At 73.1% G+C, this 17,210-nt stretch carries 17 protein-coding genes; 13 read left to right on the forward strand and 4 right to left on the reverse strand.

Features of this window, described 5'->3' with window-relative positions:
• Positions 1–200: 200 nt before the first annotated feature.
• From ACFW3L_RS22240 to ACFW3L_RS22280, 9 genes are all read left to right on the forward strand, one after another.
• The gene (locus ACFW3L_RS22240) at positions 201–962 is read left to right on the forward strand and encodes a hypothetical protein (protein ID WP_378743443.1); all 762 of its coding nucleotides are present in this window, start codon (positions 201–203) and stop codon (positions 960–962) included.
• 44 nt (positions 963–1,006) lie between these two features.
• Complete coding sequence (locus ACFW3L_RS22245) at positions 1,007–2,170, forward strand: inositol-3-phosphate synthase (protein ID WP_378743444.1); 1,164 nt, start codon at positions 1,007–1,009, stop codon at positions 2,168–2,170.
• Positions 2,167–3,048 carry an SCO3242 family prenyltransferase gene (locus tag ACFW3L_RS22250; protein ID WP_378743445.1) on the forward strand — a complete coding sequence of 294 codons (882 nt, stop codon included), beginning with the start codon at positions 2,167–2,169 and terminating at the stop codon, positions 3,046–3,048. Before ACFW3L_RS22245 ends, ACFW3L_RS22250 begins: the two co-directional genes overlap by 4 nt.
• The gene (locus tag ACFW3L_RS22255) at positions 3,045–3,914 is read left to right on the forward strand and encodes a sugar phosphate isomerase/epimerase family protein (protein ID WP_378743446.1); all 870 of its coding nucleotides are present in this window, start codon (positions 3,045–3,047) and stop codon (positions 3,912–3,914) included. The genes ACFW3L_RS22250 and ACFW3L_RS22255 overlap by 4 nt, the downstream gene beginning before the upstream one ends.
• Positions 3,915–3,973: 59 nt before the next feature.
• A complete protein-coding gene (locus tag ACFW3L_RS22260) occupies positions 3,974–4,645 on the forward strand; it encodes an EboA domain-containing protein (protein WP_378743447.1) in 672 nt (223 codons plus the stop codon).
• A gap of 8 nt (positions 4,646–4,653) precedes the next feature.
• Positions 4,654–5,565, forward strand: coding sequence for a TatD family hydrolase (locus ACFW3L_RS22265; protein WP_378743448.1), 912 nt, complete (start codon positions 4,654–4,656; stop codon positions 5,563–5,565).
• Entirely contained in the window at positions 5,562–6,725 is a 1,164-nt protein-coding gene (gene eboE / locus ACFW3L_RS22270) for a metabolite traffic protein EboE (protein WP_378743449.1), read from the forward strand. Before ACFW3L_RS22265 ends, eboE begins: the two co-directional genes overlap by 4 nt.
• A 46-nt stretch (positions 6,726–6,771) precedes the next feature.
• Positions 6,772–8,163, forward strand: coding sequence for an alkaline phosphatase family protein (locus ACFW3L_RS22275; RefSeq protein WP_378743450.1), 1,392 nt, complete (start codon positions 6,772–6,774; stop codon positions 8,161–8,163).
• Between the two features lie 66 nt (positions 8,164–8,229).
• Complete coding sequence (locus tag ACFW3L_RS22280) at positions 8,230–9,234, forward strand: sugar phosphate isomerase/epimerase family protein (protein WP_378743451.1); 1,005 nt, start codon at positions 8,230–8,232, stop codon at positions 9,232–9,234.
• A 46-nt stretch (positions 9,235–9,280) separates the two neighbouring features.
• Here ACFW3L_RS22280 and ACFW3L_RS22285 read toward each other — a convergent pair whose 3' ends face one another.
• Both ACFW3L_RS22285 and ACFW3L_RS22290 read right to left on the reverse strand, forming a co-directional pair.
• Entirely contained in the window at positions 9,281–9,526 is a 246-nt protein-coding gene (locus tag ACFW3L_RS22285; protein ID WP_378743452.1) for a hypothetical protein, read from the reverse strand.
• A gap of 73 nt (positions 9,527–9,599) precedes the next feature.
• On the reverse strand, positions 9,600–10,304 hold the full coding sequence (locus ACFW3L_RS22290; protein WP_378743453.1) for a carbonic anhydrase: 705 nt from the start codon (positions 10,302–10,304) through the stop codon (positions 9,600–9,602).
• A gap of 372 nt (positions 10,305–10,676) precedes the next feature.
• On the opposite strand from ACFW3L_RS22290, the gene ACFW3L_RS22295 reads away from it, so the two are divergent.
• The 3 genes from ACFW3L_RS22295 to rsgA all read left to right on the forward strand — a co-directional run bounded on the left by ACFW3L_RS22295 (position 10,677) and on the right by rsgA (position 13,523).
• A complete protein-coding gene (locus ACFW3L_RS22295) occupies positions 10,677–11,219 on the forward strand; it encodes a TetR/AcrR family transcriptional regulator (RefSeq protein ID WP_378743518.1) in 543 nt (180 codons plus the stop codon).
• A 167-nt stretch (positions 11,220–11,386) separates the two neighbouring features.
• Positions 11,387–12,205: an MHYT domain-containing protein gene (locus ACFW3L_RS22300; RefSeq protein WP_378743454.1), complete on the forward strand. Its 819-nt coding sequence runs from the start codon at positions 11,387–11,389 to the stop codon at positions 12,203–12,205.
• A gap of 199 nt (positions 12,206–12,404) precedes the next feature.
• Positions 12,405–13,523, forward strand: coding sequence for a ribosome small subunit-dependent GTPase A (gene rsgA / locus ACFW3L_RS22305; RefSeq protein ID WP_378743455.1), 1,119 nt, complete (start codon positions 12,405–12,407; stop codon positions 13,521–13,523).
• Positions 13,524–13,580: 57 nt separating this feature from the next.
• Here rsgA and ACFW3L_RS22310 read toward each other — a convergent pair whose 3' ends face one another.
• Together ACFW3L_RS22310 and metG are read right to left on the reverse strand one after the other, a co-directional pair.
• On the reverse strand, positions 13,581–14,504 hold the full coding sequence (locus ACFW3L_RS22310; protein ID WP_378743456.1) for a TatD family hydrolase: 924 nt from the start codon (positions 14,502–14,504) through the stop codon (positions 13,581–13,583).
• Positions 14,505–14,739: 235 nt separating this feature from the next.
• Positions 14,740–16,557 carry a methionine--tRNA ligase gene (gene metG / locus ACFW3L_RS22315; RefSeq protein ID WP_378743457.1) on the reverse strand — a complete coding sequence of 606 codons (1,818 nt, stop codon included), beginning with the start codon at positions 16,555–16,557 and terminating at the stop codon, positions 14,740–14,742.
• Between the two features lie 252 nt (positions 16,558–16,809).
• Between metG and ACFW3L_RS22320 the strand changes: the two genes are divergently transcribed.
• Positions 16,810–17,205, forward strand: a complete 396-nt coding sequence (locus tag ACFW3L_RS22320) for a hypothetical protein (protein ID WP_378743519.1) — start codon at positions 16,810–16,812, stop codon at positions 17,203–17,205.
• Positions 17,206–17,210: the final 5 nt, after the last annotated feature.

Consider the following 17,210-nt stretch of genomic DNA (forward strand, 5'->3'; position numbering starts at 1 on the left):
TTGTTTTTCTGCCCTGGGCGGGGGGGCGCTGGCCCCCCGCCATCTACCCCCCCCCCCCCCCCCCCCTTTCGCCCGGAACCCCCCTCACCGCCAGCCCCGGGGGGGGGCCCGCCCCCCGCCCCCGCCACACCCCCGCGGCGTCGCTCGCACGGCACGCGCCGCCCGTGACCCGGCCAGTGTCAACCTGACAGGAGGTGCCCGTGAGCACCGATCCCTTGAGCAGCCAGCAGGGGAAGACCCCCTCCCCGGACCGGACCGAGGGGGTCCACTCCGCGAATTCCAATCCCACCACCTGGTGGCTGACCGGCGGCTCCGTGCTGCTGGTCGGCGCCGTCGTCGCCTTAGTGGTGTTCTTCTTCGGGAGCGGGGACGACCAGGTCACCCCGGACCCGGCCCGGGTGGCGGAGCTGGAGGCCTCCGCCGACACCCGCCACGTGGACCAGGTGTCCAGCCTGATCGGCCACACCAGGGCCGCGCACGAGGAGCTGGTCCCGGCCCTGGAGTCCCTGAACGGGGTCCTGCCCGCCGACGGCTCCGCGCCCTCCGAGGACTTCCCGGACGAGGAGGAGATCGACGGCTGGCTCGGCACCGTCCGCGACGCCGGGGCCCACTTCGCACTCGACGACTCCGGCCGGACCGACTTCAACGTCACCCTCGCCGGGCTGGACGGCTCGGTGGACCTGCTCGGTTCGGCGGTGAGCGCCTACCAGGCCGCCGCGCAGGCCGACGGGGACCAGCGGACCGAGCTGCTCGACCTCGCCGCGGACCTCCGCGACCAGGCGGTCACGGCCTGGTCGGTGGCGGCCACCCAGCTCGACATGGTCAGCGTCGACGCCGGGCACGGCCACATCCACCTGTACCTGCCCTCCGAACCCGGCAGCGGAGCCCTCCAGCCGGACGAGGCCGAGGAGGGCGAGGGGGCGACCGGGGACGGTCCGCCGCCCGGACACGACGGCCACTGACCCGAGGTCCACCGGGACGAGCACGACAACCATCAGGGGAGCACATGACACGCATCGGAGTGTGGTTGGTCGGGGCGCGCGGTTCGGTCGCCACCACGGCCGTCCTGGGCGCGTTGGCCGTGCGGGCGGGCGCCGCCGAGCGGACGGGGTGCGTGACCGAGCGCCCGGAGTTCGCCGAGGCGGGCCTGCCCGGCCTCGGCGACCTGGTCTTCGGCGGACACGACGTCGCGGACACCCACCTGTCCAAGAGCGCGGAGCCGCTGGCCAGGTCGGGTGTGATCCCGCCGCACCTCCCGGAGGCCTTCGCTGAGGAGCTCGACGCCGTGGACCGGCGCGTCCGCCGGGGTGTGGATCCGCGTCCCGAGGGGTTCTCCCGCCGCGACACGGACCGCCTGGAGCGGGACCTGCGCGCCTTCGCGGAACGCGAGGCCGTGGAGCGCGTCGTGGTGGTCGACCTGTCCAGTACCGAGCCCCCTCCGGAACGGGTTCCCGAGCTCGCGGCGCCCGATCTGCTGGAGGCCGCCCTGGAGGCGGGGACCGCACGGATCCCGGCGAGCTCGGTCTACGCGTACGCGGCCCTGCGGGCGGGGTGCTCCTTCGTGGAGTTCACCCCGAACGCGGGGCCGCGCCCGCCCGCGCTCGCGGCCCTGGCCGAGGAGCTGGGGCTGCCGTGGGCGGGCTCGGACGGCAAGACCGGGGAGACCCTGGTCAAGAGCGTCCTGGCGCCGATGTTCGCGGCGCGGGCGCTGCGTGTGCGCTCGTGGTCCTCCACGAACCTCCTGGGCGGCGGTGACGGGGCGACCCTGTCCGACCCCGCCAGCAACGACAGCAAGACCGCCTCCAAGGCCCGGGGCCTGGAGCACCTGCTGGGGCATCCGGTGGACGGGCCCCTGCACATCGACTACGTGCCCGACCTGGGCGACGCCAAGACCGCGTGGGACCACGTGTCCTTCGAGGGGTTCCTGGGTGCCCGGATGAGCCTCCAGTTCACCTGGTCCGGCTACGACTCGGCGCTGGCCGCGCCACTGGTCCTGGACCTGGCCCGGCTGGCCGCCCACGCCCACCGGACGGGCCGCGCGGGTCCCGTCCCGGAGCTCGGGTTCTTCTTCAAGGACCCGGCCGGGAGCGACGTGCACGGGCTGGCCGCGCAGTGGGAGGCGCTCACCGCCTGGTGCGCCGGTCCGGCGGAGGGGGTGGGGCGCGGATGAGTCGGAAGCTGAGGTCCCTGGCGCGGCTGGTGCGCCTGCCCGCCGCGTTGACCGTGCTCGGTGACTCCCTCACCGGTGCCGCCGCGGCCGGTCGGCTGGGCCGGCCCCGCGCCTGGGCGCTGCCCGCCGCCTCGGTCTGCCTGTACTGGGCCGGGATGGCCCTCAACGACTACGCCGACCGCGACTTGGACGCGGTCGAGCGCCCCGAACGCCCGCTCCCTTCGGGGGAGGTGACTCCGGGTGGGGCCCTGGCGGTGGCGACCGGGCTCACGGCGGCCGGGGTGGGGATCGCGGCGCTGGCCGGGGGCGGTCGGTCCGCCCTGGTGGCGTCCGCGCTCGCCACCACCGTGTGGACCTACGACCTCGTCCTGAAGCCCACGCCGCTGGCCCCGCTGGGCATGGCGGTCAACCGGGGGCTGGACGTGCTGCTGGGCGCCGGTGACCGGACCGGCGCGGCGATGCTGCCCGCCGCCGCGATGGCGGTGCACACCTACGGGGTGACGACGCTGAGCCGGGGCGAGGTCCACGGCACCCGACCGGAGGTGGCCGCCGGGGCACTGGTCTGCACCCTGACCGGCGCCCTCGTGGCGGCGTACCCGTCGCGCACGGCTCCCGCCACCGCGCGCGGCTCGGTGGGCGAGCTGGCCGCCGGCGCCTTCGCGGGCTCGTTCGCGACCACGGTCGGGCTGGCCCAGGCCCGGGCGCTGGCCGAACCGAGCGCCGACCACGCGCGCGAGGCGACCGGGACCGGCATCCGGGGGATGATCCCGCTCCAGGCGGCGCTGCTGTCCCGCTACGGGGCGGTGGGGACGGCCTGCGCGCTCGCGGCCGGGGCCCCGGTCACCGCGCGGGCGGCCCGGGCGGTGTCGGTGACATGAGCGAACACCTCAGGCTGGGGTACGGGACGAACGGGTTCTGGGACCACCGGCTGGACGACGCCCTGGCGATCATCGCGGACCTCGGGTACGAGGGGGTGGGGCTGACCCTGGACCACCCGCACCTGGACCCGTTCTCGTTGGACGTGAACGCCCGCGTGGCGGCGGTGGCCCGCAGGCTGGACGCGCTGGGACTGGCGGTGGTCGTGGAGACCGGTGCCCGGTACCTGCTGGACCCGCGCCGTAAGCACGAACCCACCCTGGTCTCCGACCGGGACCGCGACGTGCGGGTGGACCTGTTGCGCCGGGCGGTGCGCGTCGCCCACAGCCTCGGGGCGGAGGCGGTGTCCTTCTGGTCGGGAATCCTGCCCGCCGGTGCCACGCGGGAGCAGGGGCGCGACCGGCTCCTCTCCGGGGTGGAGAAGGTCCTGGTGACGGCGGACGAGCTCGGCGTGGACCTGGCCTTCGAGCCCGAGCCCGGCATGTTCGCGGAGCGCCTGGAGGACGTCCTGGAGCTGCGGCGCGCACTGGGCGACCCCGCGCGGCTCAGGGTGACGCTGGACGTGGGGCACGGGGTGTGCAACGAACCCGACGGCCCCGAGGGCACGGTGGCCCGGGCCGGGGGCCTGATCGCCAACGTGCAACTGGACGACATGCGCCCGCACGTGCACGAACACCTGGAGTTCGGTGAGGGCGACCTCGACCTGGCCGGGGTACTGGGCGCCCTGGACCGCGCCGGGTACACGGGGCTGGCCTCGGTGGAGCTGCCCCGGCACGGACACGCGGCGCCGCTGGTCGCGGAGCGCTCCAAGCGAGCGCTGGACGCCGCCTGGGCCCGGGTCGTGACGGATCGGGGTGCGCCGGAGTGAGAGGCACGGGGCGCACGGGAGTGAGCGGCACGGGTGGCCGGACCGGAGGGAGCGGGACCGTGGTGGACGTCGGAGACCTGTTGGCGGAGGGGGCCCGCGCCGAACTGGCCGCGCTCCGCACCGAGCTGGTGGAGCGCCCGGGGCGCGTCGCGGTGCTCTTCCCCGCCGCCGCACGCCGGGTGGCGCGCGGCGCCGGACCCTCCGGCGACCCCTCGGGGACGGAGGGCCCCACACTCGACGACCTGGTGCGCGCGGACCTGCTGCGTGAGCTGGCCCGGGTGCTGCCCCCCGCCGAGCTCGCCGGGGAGGTGGAGGCCCTCTACGAGTACGGCGACGCCGAGGAGCGCCGCGCGGTCCTGCACGCGCTCGGTCACCTCGACACCCGGGAGCACGAGGTGGCCGCCGCCGCCCGCCGTCTGCTGGCGGACGCCCTGCGGACCAACGACACACGGCTGGTCGCGGCGGCGGCCGCCAGCGCGGCCCAGGCCCTGTTGGACGACCACTCCTGGCGCCAGACCGTGCTCAAGTGCCTGTTCGTCGGGGTGCCGTTGCGCCTGGTGGCGGGGGTGGACGAGCGAGCCGACACCGAACTGGCCCGCATGTGCGCGGACTTCGCCCGGGAACGCGAGCGCGCGGGCAGAGCGGTACCCGCCGACGTCCACCGGGTGCTGGACCGCCTTCCCGGAACCACCGGCCCGGACCGCCCTCACCGTCCGGACCCCCGCTCATAGGAGGCGTCATGCGTATCTTCGACCCGCACATCCACATGACCTCGCGGACCACCGCCGACTACCAGGCCATGTACGACGCCGGGGTGCGCGCCCTGGTGGAGCCCGCGTTCTGGCTGGGGCAGCCGCGCACGAGTGTGGGCTCCTTCCGCGACTACTTCGACGGCCTGGTCGGATGGGAGCGCTTCCGGGCCGCCCAGTTCGGCATCCGCCACCACTGCACCGTCGCGCTCAACCCCAAGGAGGCCAACGACCCGCGCCTGGCCGGGGTCCTCGACCTCCTCCCCCGCTACCTGGCCAAGGACGGGGTGGTGGCCGTGGGCGAGGTGGGGTTCGACTCGCGCACCTCCGAGGAGGAGAAGGCCTTCCGGCACCAGCTGGACCTGGCCCGGGAGTTCGCCCTGCCCGTGCTGGTGCACACCCCGCACCGGGACAAGGTCGAGGGCACCCGGCACACCCTGCGGCTGGTCGAGGAGTCGGGGATCGCGCCGGAGATGGTCCTGGTGGACCACCTCAACGAGACCACCGTGGAGATGGTGCGCGACTCCGGGTGCGTGCTGGGCTTCTCCATCTACCCGGACACCAAGATGTCGCCGGAGCGGATGGTGCGCGTCCTGTCCGAGTGGGGCCTGGACCGCATGGTGGTGAACTCGGCGGCCGACTGGGGGCACAGCGACCCGCTGACCACCCTCCACACGGGACTCCGGATGCTGGACGCCGGGTTCACCGAGGACGACGTGGACCGTGTGCTGTGGCGCAACCCGGTGGAGTTCTACGGACGCAGCGGACGCCTGCTGTTGGAGGACGGTACGGGTCCGGCGGCCGGGGCCACCTTCTCCGGCAACTCGATCCTGCGCGGCGAGCGACCGGAGGCGGAGCCGCCGGAAGGCGCGGCGGAGGACCCGCGAGGGGGCGCCGCGTGAGGTTCCGGCACCCCGACGGCACCGTCGTCCACCTCGCGTACTGCACGAACGTCCACCCCGCCGAGGACCTGGACGGCGTCCTGCGCCAGATCCGGGTGTTCGGCGGCGGGGTCCGCGCCGCCTTGGGCGCCGACCGGCTCGGGCTGGGCCTCTGGTTGCCCGCGCCCCTCGCCCGCGAACTGGCGGCCTCTCCCACGCTGACCGACCGCCTGCGCGCGGGGCTGGCCGCGGCCGGTCTGGAGACCGTCACCCTCAACGCCTTCCCCTACACCGGGTTCCACGCGCCCGTCGTCAAGCACGCCGTGTACTCCCCGGACTGGACCGAGCGCGCCCGCCTGGACTACACCGTGGACTGCGCGCGGGTGCTCGCCCGGATCATGCCCGACGACGCCGCGCGGGGCAGCGTCTCCACTCTCCCCCTGGCCTGGCGGGAGCCCTGGGACGCCGACCGCCTCGCCACCGCCAGGGCCCACCTCTCCGAGCTCTCCGCCGTGCTGGACGGGCTGGCCGACTCCGGGCGGCCGGTGAGGGTCGGGCTGGAACCCGAACCCGGCTGCGCCATGGAGACCACCCGGGACGCCGCCCTGCTGCTCGCGGACCCGCCGCCGCACGTGGGCGTGTGCCTGGACACCTGCCACCTGGCCGTGGGGTTCGAGGAACCCGGAGCGGCGCTGGACCGCCTGGCCGCCGCCGGACTTCCGGTGGTCAAGACCCAGGCCTCGGCCGCCGTGGAGGCGCCCGACCCGGCCGACCCGGCGACCCGCGCCGCCCTGGCCGCGTTCACCGAGGACCGGTTCCTGCACCAGACCCGTGAGCTGGCCGACGGCCGCCTCCGGGCCCGCGACGACCTGCCCGAGGCCCTGGCCGGGCCCCGCCCCCTCGACGGCGGAGGCCCCTGGCGCACCCACTTCCACGCGCCCCTGCACTCCCCCGCCGCCGCGCCCCTGCGCGGCACCACCGACCACCTCGACCACACCCTGTCCCTCCTCCTGGGCCCCGGCGGCGCCCGCACCGACCACCTGGAGGTGGAGACCTACACCTGGACGGTGCTGCCCGAGAACCGGCGGCCCCACGGCGAGGAGGGGCTGATCTCCGGAATCGCCGCCGAACTGGCCTGGGCCCGCGACCGGTGCACCGCCCTCGGGCTCACCCCGCTCTGACGGCCGCCACCGCGCGCCAGGGACCACCTAGGAAGGGAACGCTCCCATGACCAGCCGCCTCCTCGTCGTCAACGCGGTCGGGCTCACCCCCCGCCTGCTCGAACACGCCCCGCGCCTGCGCGCCCTGGCCGAACGAGGATGGCGGGCGCCGCTGGACACCGTCCTGCCCGCCGTCACCTGCACCGTGCAGTCCACGTTCCTGACCGGGTCCGCCCCCGCCGAGCACGGCGCCGTCGCCAACGGCTGGTACTTCCGGGACCTGGGCGAGGTCCACCTGTGGCGCCAGCACAACCGGCTGGTCCAGGGGGAGAAGGTCTGGGAGACCGCCCGCCGACACCGCCCGGACTTCCGCACCGCCAACGTCTGCTGGTGGTACGCCATGGGTGCCACCACCGACTGGACGGTCACGCCCCGGCCGGTCTACCACGCGGACGGCCGCAAGTCCCCGGACTGCTACACCCGGCCGGTGGAGCTGCACGACGAGCTCACCTCGGAGCTGGGCCCCTTCCCGCTCTTCAACTACTGGGGGCCGACCGCGTCGATCCGCTCCACGGAGTGGATCGTGGCCGCCACCCGCAGACTCCTGCCCCGTGCCGACCTCACCCTCTGCTACGTCCCCCACCTGGACTACGACCTCCAGCGCTTCGGGCCGGACTCCGAGGAGGCCCGGCGGGCCGTCCGCGACCTCGACGCCGCGGTCGCCCCGCTGCTGGACGACGCCGAGGCGGCCGGGGCGGCCGTCCTGGTGCTCAGCGAGTACGGGATCACGCCCGCCGACCGTCCCGTGCACGTCAACCGGCTCCTGCGGCGGGAGGGGCTGCTGGAGGTGTACACGCAGGAGGGCATGGAGTACCTGGACCCGTGGACCTCGCGGGCCTTCGCGGTCTCCGACCACCAGTGCGCGCACGTGTACGTCCGCGACCCCGCCGACCAGCCGAGGGTGGCGGAACTGCTGCGGGGACTCGACGGGGTCGACCTCGTCCTGGACCGTGAGGCCCAGGCAGGGTACGGGCTCGGCCACGAGCGCTCCGGGGAACTGGTCCTCTTCGCCGAGCCCGGGGCCTGGTTCACCTACTACTACTGGCTCCGCGACGGGTCGGCCCCCGACTTCGCGCGCGGCGTGGACATCCACCGCAAGCCCGGGTTCGACCCGGCCGAGCTCTTCCTGGATCCCGCCGACCCCCTGGTCAGGGCCCGGGCGGCGGCCAACCTGGTCCGCAAGAAGGCGGGCCTGCGCTACACGATGAACGTCGTCCCCCTGGACCCGGGCTGTGTCCGGGGCACGCACGGGCGCCCCCACGACGACCCGCTGGACGGTCCCCTCGTGCTGTGCACCGACCCCTCGCTCTCCCGTGACCGCGTCGCCGCCACCGAGGTGCGCGACCTCATGCTCGGCCTCGTCGGTGTGCCGGCACCGGCGGGGCCGACCCCGCGCTGATCCGACCGGCGCTCCGGGGCCCGGTCGTCCTGCCGGGCCCCACCCCGACACTCTGGAGGCAGCACGATGACCCGACCGGTCACTCTCTTCACCGGCCAGTGGGCCGACCTGCCCTTCGAGGAGGTGTGCGCGCTCGCGTCCTCCTGGGGCTACGACGGCCTGGAGATCGCCTGCTGGGGCGACCACCTGGACGTGACCCGCGCCGCCGTGGACGACGCCTACGTCCGGGAGCGGCGGGAGATCCTCGAACGGCACGGCCTCGGCGTGTGGGCTATCTCGAACCACCTCCTCGGCCAGGCCGTGTGCGACGACCCGATCGACCACCGGCACCGGGACGTCCTGCCCTCCCGGGTCTGGGGCGACGGCGAACCCGAGGGGGTGCGCCAGCGCGCGGCCGAGGAGATGAAGCTGACCGCCCGGGCCGCCGCGAGGCTGGGCGTGTCCACGGTGGTGGGCTTCACGGGTTCGGCGATCTGGAAGTACGTGGCGATGTTCCCGCCGGTCGGCGCGGACGTGATCGAGGCGGGCTACCGGGACTTCGCGGACCGCTGGAATCCGATCCTGGACGTGTTCGACGAGGTGGGCGTGCGGTTCGCGCACGAGGTGCACCCGTCGGAGATCGCCTACGACTACTGGTCCACCCAGGCGGCGCTGGAGGCCGTGGGGCACCGGGAGGCCTTCGGGTTGAACTGGGACCCCAGCCACATGGTGTGGCAGGACATCGACCCGGTCGGTTTCCTGTGGGACTTCCGCGAGCGCATCTACCACGTGGACTGCAAGGACGCCCGCAAGCGCGTGGGCAACGGCCGCAACGGGCGTCTGGGCTCCCACCTGCCGTGGGGCGACCCGCGCCGGGGGTGGGACTTCGTGTCCACCGGTCGCGGTGACGTGCCGTGGGAGGCGTGCTTCCGTGTGCTGAACTCGATCGGGTACGCGGGGCCGATCTCCGTGGAGTGGGAGGACGCGGGGATGGACCGTCTGGCCGGGGCCGCCGAGGCGGTGCGGTTCGTGCGGGCCAACGCGTTCGACGCGCCCGAGGCCTCCTTCGACTCCGCCTTCGGGTCGGACTGACCCCCGGGAGGGTGTCCGGTGCCACGGCGTTCCCGTGGCACCGGACTCACATCATCGGCGCGATGACCACTCTGTAGTGTCCGCCGTCGGCGGTGACCACGTCGTGGCGGAAGTCGTTGATCCGATTGACCGAACGCTGCACCGCGTCACTTCCGAAGGCACTGGTGTCCACCGAGGGGAGGTGCTCCCGGAGGGCGTGGACCGCCTCGTCCACGGACAGGGCGGTTCCCCGGTGTTCGGGGGTGATGCGTCGACCCTCGTCGGTGAGCCGACTGATCGCGATCCGGAACATACCGGGTCTCCCTGCACTGCTGGGGGAAGGTCACCGGCATTCTCCCCCATACTCGGCGGGCTGGCCAGTGGGATCAGAGCCAGGAGACCTTGGAGTCCTCCAGGCCGTAGCGGGCGGACACGATCTCCAGCTTGCCCTCACTGACGAACCCGCCCAGTTCGCTGTCGTCGCGCAGGCGCTGCGCGATGTGCTCGGCGTTGGCCCGGACGCAGTCGTCCAGGAAGTCCGTTCCGTCGTCGGGGGTGGACTCGACGACACCCAGGATCTCCCCGACCAGTCCGCCGATGTGGCCGTGCGGGAGCTGGCCGGTGCGGTGGGCCTCCACCGCGGCGTCGACGGCGCCGCAGGTCTGGTGGCCCATCACGACGATGAGCGGCGTGTGCAGGTGCTCCACGGCGTAGGTGAGGCTGCCGAGCACGGACCCGTCGAGGACCTGGCCCGCCGAGCGGATGGTGAAAAGGTCGCCCAGCCCCTGGTCGAAGACGAGCTCCGGGGGGACGCGGGAGTCCGAGCAGCCCAGGATGGTCGCGAAGGGGGCCTGGCCCTCGACCATCTGCTCACGGCGCGCTCTGCCCTCGTTGGGGTGTCTGGACAGGTACCGGGACCAGCGACGGTTGCCCTCCTTGAGGAGGCGCAGGGCCTCCCGGGAGTCCCGGGCGACGGGGGGAACGGGGGGTGCGTCCGCCCAGGCGAGGGAGGCGGGGATCGTGGTGGCGACGGCGGCACCGACACCACCGAGCAACGACGCCTTGAAGGCGCCGCGACGGGTTATGGCCATGTGGGGCTCTTTTTCCGTTTCACGAAGAAAGTGACTTTTGCCAGCAAAGCGGGTAAAAGCTACTCCCGGTGCACGGAGCCTCACAAGGGGATTGACGGCTTCCTAACGGGTTCTGGCCACATTCAGCCATCCGGGAATCAGCCGGGCCTCGGGGCGGACCCGCTGGGCGGGGTCCGGGGTGACCGACCGAACGATCGTGCTGTCCACGCGCTCCGACGCGGCCGCCCGGGCGGCCCCGCGCACGTCCGCCCCCGTCACGAGGTAGATTCGACAACCGTGTCCCGATCTTCCGCACCCGAACCAGCCACCCCGAGACCGACCGGCAGGCGCCGCTCCGGACGTCCGGGGCACGACGCCGACTCCGTGCTCCGGGTGGCCGCTCGCGTGTTCAACGAACGCGGCTACGACGGAACGAGCATGGAGGACCTGGCCCGCGCCCTCGGCGTGACCAAGTCCGCGATCTACCATCACGTCACCGGGAAGACCGAACTCCTGCGCCAGTCCCTGGACCTGGCCATGGACGCGCTGTTCGAGGTCACCCGCGAGGAGGGCGCGACCACCGGACCGGCCATCGCGCGACTCGAACACGTGATGCGCGGCAGCGTCCGGGTGCTCGTCGAGGAGCTGCCCCACGTCACCCTGCTGCTGCGGGTGCGCGGCAACACCGAGGTGGAGAAGCACGCCCTGGAACGGCGCCGCAGGTTCGACCACCTCATCGCGGACCTGGTCCGCGAGGGCGTGGTCGACGGTGACATCCGCAGCGACGTCGACCCGGCGGTCGCCTCCCGCCTCCTCTTCGGCATGGTCAACTCGGTGGTCGAGTGGTACAAACCGGACCGCGGGATGTCCTGCGAGGAGATCGCTGACTCCCTGTGCCACATCGCCTTCGAGGGGTTGCGGTCCCACCGGGACTGACTCGCCCCAGCCGCCCCACTGGCCACATCAGGCCAGCGGATCGGCGGCGCAACCCTGGCCATGGGTGACGAAGGTCCCTACGCTCCATGAACAGAGGTCACGAAAGTGACCCACATCATGGAAAGCAGAGAACAGGGACCGTGTCCGAACTCCTCCCCCAAGGCTGGATGACTCCCTCGATCGCCTACGCCATCTCGGCGGTCGGTGCCTTCCTGGGCCTCTCCTTCGCCGCCAGGGCCCGCCGAACGACCGGCTTCTTCCGATGGCAGTGGCAGGCCCTGGCCGCACTCGCCCTCGGCGGGATGGCCGTGTGGGCGATGCACTTCGTCGCGATGCTCGGCTTCACCATCCCCGGAACGCCGCTGCGCTACGACGGCCTCCTGACCGCCGTCAGCGGTGTGATCCCCATCGTGGTCGCGGCCCTCGCCCTCCAACTGGTGCTCCGCACCGCCACCGCCGTCCGTGTCCTGGCCAGCGGCCTCCTGCTCGGTGTCGGCATCGTCGCCATGCACCACGTCGGCGTGGCCGCCATGAACCTGCACGGCACCCTGCACCACGACCCGTTCACCGTGGCGCTGTCCGCCGTCATCGCCGTGGTCGCCGCCACCGTCGCCCTGTGGTGCGCCGTCCAGCTGTCCGGTCCGACCGCGACCGTGCTCGCCTCCCTGGTCCTGGCGGGCGCGGTCACCGCGACGCACTACACGAGCATGGCCGGGACGCACGTCGTCCCCGCCGACTTCACCCCCGTGGCCGCGCCCGACGGCGCCAAGGCGTGGGACCTGCTGCTGCCGGTGATCACCGGCCTGTTCGTCCTCCTGCTGATCTGCAGCCTCTTCCTCCTGCTCGGTGACGACGAGTACGAGCGCGGGAACCGTTCCCCCCGTCGGGCGACGGAGGAGCGGGAGGCCGGGGAGACCTACACCCCCCGCCACGGCGTCCCGGTGGTGCCCAGGCCCGGGGACGACGTGTGGACCCGTCGCCGCTGAGCGGCGGCCACGAGAAAACCACTGGCACCGCACCGAGGCCCCGTCCTAGAGTCGGTGCGTGCCGTGCGGTCCGCGCCGGCCGCTGACGAGAGGAGCACGCCATGGCCCGCCTCATGCCTGGCCCCGGTTTCCGAACTTCCATCGTCAGCGAGCCCTAGGTCGCGTCCAGCGGCGGCTCGCGCTCCTCAGAGAGAGCACTGTGAGTCACCCCAGCACGAACACATCCGAAGAACTCCCCGCCCACCCGCTCGCGGGTCTGGGCTGGAACGCCCGCGTCGAGGCGGCCTTCGACGCCGTCGCCCTCGACGGACCGGACGTCCTGCTTCCCGCACGGGTCTCCGAGGCACGTCGCGGCGCGGTGGGCGTCCGCATGCCGAACCACGAGACCGCCACCCTGTCACCCACGGTGCGCAGGGCGGCGGAGGCCGACCCCTTCACCGCCCCGACCAGCGGGGACTGGGTGGCCGTCCGCCGGTCCGGCGACACCTGGCTGGTGGAGGCGGTCCTGGAGCGGTCCGGAACCCTCGTCCGCCAGGGCGTGGCCAAGGACTCCCACGACCAGGCCCTGGCCGCCAACGTCGACGCCGTCCTGATCTGCGAGGCCGCCGACCAGGGTCCCAACGTCGGGCGTCTGGAGCGGTTCCTCAGCCTCGCCTGGACCAGCGGCGCCGCCCCGGTCGTGGCCGTCACCAAGGCCGAACTCGCCGGTGACCGTCTCCCCGAGGTGGTCGAACTGGTCGCGTCGGTCACCACCGGGGCCGAGGTGCACGCCGTCAGTGCCCACACGGGCCTGGGGCTGGAGGCGCTGGCCGCCCAGCTGCGTCCCGGGGCCACCTGGGTCCTGCTCGGTACCTCGGGTGCCGGGAAGTCAAGCCTGCTCAACGCGCTCGCGGGCCGGACGGCCATGGAGACCGGCGAGATCCGTGACGACCGGCGCGGCCGTCACACCACCACCCACCGCCAGCTGATCCCCATGCCCGGGGGCGCGCTGTTCCTGGACATCCCGGGGGTGCGCCGCATCGACGTGCCCGGGGACGGGACCGGCGTGGACCGCACCTTCTCCGACGTCAACGAGCTGGCCGATCGGTGCCGGTTCCGCGACTGCTCCCACGGCACGGAGCCCGGGTGCGCGGTCAGGTCCGCCGTGGACGAGGGGGAGCTGGACTCCGGGCGCCTCGAACGCTGGTTCCGACTGCGCCGCGAGGCCGAGTGGAACCGGTCCCGGAGCGACGCCCGCGTGCGCGCGGAGCGGCGCAAGGAGTGGAAGCGCAACACCCGCGAGGGCCGGGAGGCGGGCCGACTCAAGCGCGGCCACTGATCCCGGTCAGTCCCGTCCCAGCTCCGCACGGCGCGGGTTCTGACCGGTCCTGGCCGGTCAGAACCCGAAGGCCCGGCGGGCGTTGTCGGCGACGATCCCGGCCAGCTCGTCCTCGCCGAGGCCCTTGGTCTCGGCCAGCACCCGCAGTGTGAGCGGGATGAGGTAGGGGGCGTTGGGGCGGCCCCGGTAGGGCTTGGGGGTGAGGAAGGGGGCGTCGGTCTCCACCAGCACCAGTTCGGGTGGGGCGACCTTCGCCGCCTCACGCAGGGGCTCGGCGCTGGCGAAGGTGACGTTCCCGGCGAAGCTCATGAAGTAGCCCCGCTCGGCGCACACCCGGGCCATGTCGGCGTCGCCGGAGAAGCAGTGGAAGACCACCCGCTCCGGTGCGCCCTCCTCCTCCAGGACGCGGAGGACGTCCTCGTGGGCCTCGCGGTCGTGGATCATGAGCGCCTTGCCGTGCCTCTTGGCGATCGCGATGTGGCGGCGGAACGACAGCTCCTGCGCGCGGGCACCCTCGGGACCGGTGCGGAAGGTGTCCATCCCGGTCTCTCCGACCGCCACCACCTGCGGCAGCGCCGCCAGCGCGTCGATCTCGGCCAGCTCGGCCTCCAGGGCCTCGATCCCCCCGGCGGGGCGAGCCTTCCCCGCCCAGTCGGTGTCGTCGGCCTCCACGCCCTCGGCGCCGTCGCCGTGCACCACGCGGGGCGCCTCGTTCGGGTGCAGGGCCACGGCGGCCCACACCCTGCCGGGGTGCTTCGCGGCGGTCTCCGCCGCCCAGCGCGAGGAGGACAGGTCGACGCCCACCTGCACGAGCGGGGTCACTCCCACGGCCTCCGCCGCCGCGATGACCTCCTCGACCTCGGGGGTCTGCATGTCCATGTGGGTGTGGCTGTCGGCCACCGCGACCCGCAGCGGCTCGGGTGCCGGTGGCGGGGTCTGCGCGTTGCGCTCCCTGACCGCACTGCCCTTGCGTCTGCCCATGTCATGCCCCCATCACGTGTACTGCGTGCGCCGTGGAGATTCTAGGCGGCCCCGGCCGTCGGATCGGCCGGTCACGACCCGGCGGCCGTCGCCCCGGCCCGCAGCCGAACGCTCGCGGCTCCCGGTACACGCCGGAGGAGGCAGCACGGGCCCCGGAGCGGGCCTGACCGGGGCCCGGCCCCACGAAGGCGGGCACCGGTCCGCGTGGACCGGTGCCCGGGCGTCGGGTCGGAACCTACTCGGCGTCACCGGCCAGGCGGGCCAGCTCCTCGTCCACCACGGACGGGTCGAGCTTGGTGAACAACGGGGTGGGGCGGCTCAGCGGGGTGCCCACAGCGATCGGCACCGACTCCCAGCGGGCCGCGTTGTCGGCGTAGTCCCCGGTGATGACCGGGTAGTCCACCTTCTCCTCGGAGCCGCCGATGGTGTCGTGGCCGGACTCGATGCGCGGCATCCCGGTCCAGGTGCCGGTGCCGCCGAGCATCGCGTACACCTTGTTGGCCGACTCCGGCAGGAACGGCGTGAGCAGGGTGTTGGCGTCGCTGACCAGCTGGAGGGCGACGTGCAGGACGGTCGCCATCCGCTCCGGGTCGGTCTTCTTGAGCGCCCACGGAGCCTGGTCGGAGATGTACTTGTTGGCCTCGGCCACCGTACGCATGGCCTCCTGGAGACCGGCCTTGAACTGCGACCTCTCCAGACGGGCGCCCACGGTGGCGAACGCCTCCCGGGAGGCGGCCAGGACCCTGCGGTCCTCGTCGTCGAGCTCGCCGGCGGCGGGGATCTCACCGAGGTTCTTCGCCGCCATGGAGACGGAGCGGTTGACCAGGTTGCCCCAGGCCGCCACCAGCTCGTCGTTGTTGCGGCGGACGAACTCGGCCCACGTGAAGTCGGTGTCCTGGTTCTCCGGGCCCGCGGCCATGATGTAGTACCGCAGCGCGTCGGCGGAGTAGCGCTCCAGGAAGTCGCGCACGTAGATCACGACGCGGCGCGAGGAGGAGAACTTCTGCCCCTCCATGGTGAGGAACTCGCTGGAGACCACCTCGGTGGGCACGTTCAGCTCACCGAACGGGCCGACCTCGCCGCCCTGGTCGCCCCTGCCGCTCGCGCCGAGCAGGATGGACGGCCAGATGACCGAGTGGAAGACGATGTTGTCCTTGCCCATGAAGTAGAAGGACTCGTTGTCCTCCCCCTGCCACCAGCGGCGCCAGGCCTCGGGCTCACCGACGCGCTGGGCCCACTCGATGGACGCGGACAGGTAGCCGATCACCGCGTCGAACCACACGTAGACGCGCTTGGCCGCGTTGTCGCTCCACCCGTCCAGCGGGATCGGCACGCCCCAGGTGAGGTCACGCGTGACCGCGCGCGGCTGGAGGTCCTCCACCAGGTTCAGGGAGAACTTGAGGACGTTGGGACGCCACTCGCCCTCCTTGCCCTTGAGCCACTCGGTGAGGACGTCCGCGAAGGCGGGCAGGTCGAGCATGAAGTGCTCGGTGTCCACGAACTCCGGCGTCTCGCCGTTGATCCGCGAGCGGGGCGAGAGGAGGTCGATCGGGTCGAGCTGGTTCCCGCAGTTGTCGCACTGGTCGCCGCGTGCGCCGTCGAAGCCGCAGATCGGGCAGACGCCCTCGATGTAGCGGTCGGGCAGCGTGCGGCCGGTGGACGGGGAGATCGCGCCCTTGGTGGTGCGCGTGAAGACGTAGCCGTTCTCATAGAGCGTGGTGAACAGCTTCTGGACGACGGAGTAGTGGTTACCGGTGGTCGTGCGGGTGAACAGGTCGTAGGACAGACCGAGCGCGACCAGGTCCTCCGCGATGATCCGGTTGTAGCGGTCGGCCAGCTCCCGGGCGCTCACGCCCTCCTGGTCGGCCAGCACCTGGATCGGGGTGCCGTGCTCGTCGGTGCCGCTGACCATCAGCACGCTGTTCCCCGACATTCGCTGGAAGCGCGAGAAGACGTCGGAGGGGACTCCGAAGCCGGAGACGTGGCCGATGTGGCGCGGGCCGTTGGTGTAGGGCCAGGCGACCGCGGTCAGGATGTGGCGATTCGACGACATGCCTCAAGACTAAAGGTGGCACGGGGCGTCCGAGCACCAAACGGCGCCCGGGTGCCGGCTCGTCCACAGGGGCGACCACGTGATTCCCCCGGGAGGGTACCTACCCGTATGCTCTGCTGGATGGAGCCGCGTGCCCCCGGGGCACCGGCCCAAGCCAGCACGACCCTCCAACCCGGCTCCGAGGCGGTGGTCACCACGGTTACCCGTGCCCTACCCCGTCCTGCCCTGCGGACCGGGTCGCTGATCACCAGCGTGGTCCTGCTGGTCATCCTGTCCTTCCCGGTGGCCTCCGGCCTCTCCGGAGAGAGGGACACCGTCGCCCTGCCCTCACACGGAGGGCACAGCGCCCCCGAGCGCGACGCCGCGCACGCCTCCTCCGACGACCCCTCGGGTCCGTCGGAGGAGGCGCAGCCCTACCGGGGGACCGAGACGGTCTCGCTCGGGCCGCCCGTCTCCGTCTGCGACCAGCGGTCGGTGCTGCGGGACCTGCCCGACGCCGTCCCCACGTGCGCACTGCGCCTGGCGGTGTGGGACCAACCCTGGTGGCCGCTGCCCCCGCCGCACCACGATCCCGTTCCCGAACGGGTCGACGCGGAGGAACTGCCGCCCACCCGGGCACCGCCTCTCACCGCGCACACCCTCGTCTGACCATC

The sequence above is a fragment of the Nocardiopsis sp. NPDC058789 genome, assembly GCF_042745575.1.
GTDB classification, from domain to species: Bacteria; Actinomycetota; Actinomycetes; order Streptosporangiales; family Streptosporangiaceae; genus Nocardiopsis; species Nocardiopsis eucommiae.

Excerpts from the sequence above, each read along its gene's own strand:
- ACFW3L_RS22245 (WP_378743444.1), top strand. The coding sequence starts at position 1,007 with ATGACACGCATCGGAGTGTGGTTGGTCGGGGCGCGCGGTTCGGTCGCC.
- ACFW3L_RS22250 (WP_378743445.1), top strand. The coding sequence starts at position 2,167 with ATGAGTCGGAAGCTGAGGTCCCTGGCGCGGCTGGTGCGCCTGCCCGCC.
- ACFW3L_RS22255 (WP_378743446.1), top strand. The coding sequence starts at position 3,045 with ATGAGCGAACACCTCAGGCTGGGGTACGGGACGAACGGGTTCTGGGAC.
- ACFW3L_RS22265 (WP_378743448.1), top strand. The coding sequence starts at position 4,654 with ATGCGTATCTTCGACCCGCACATCCACATGACCTCGCGGACCACCGCC.
- ACFW3L_RS22275 (WP_378743450.1), top strand. The coding sequence starts at position 6,772 with ATGACCAGCCGCCTCCTCGTCGTCAACGCGGTCGGGCTCACCCCCCGC.
- ACFW3L_RS22280 (WP_378743451.1), top strand. The coding sequence starts at position 8,230 with ATGACCCGACCGGTCACTCTCTTCACCGGCCAGTGGGCCGACCTGCCC.
- ACFW3L_RS22285 (WP_378743452.1), bottom strand. The coding sequence starts at position 9,526 with ATGTTCCGGATCGCGATCAGTCGGCTCACCGACGAGGGTCGACGCATC.
- ACFW3L_RS22290 (WP_378743453.1), bottom strand. The coding sequence starts at position 10,304 with ATGGCCATAACCCGTCGCGGCGCCTTCAAGGCGTCGTTGCTCGGTGGT.
- ACFW3L_RS22300 (WP_378743454.1), top strand. The coding sequence starts at position 11,387 with ATGACTCCCTCGATCGCCTACGCCATCTCGGCGGTCGGTGCCTTCCTG.
- ACFW3L_RS22310 (WP_378743456.1), bottom strand. The coding sequence starts at position 14,504 with ATGGGCAGACGCAAGGGCAGTGCGGTCAGGGAGCGCAACGCGCAGACC.
- metG (WP_378743457.1), bottom strand. The coding sequence starts at position 16,557 with ATGTCGTCGAATCGCCACATCCTGACCGCGGTCGCCTGGCCCTACACC.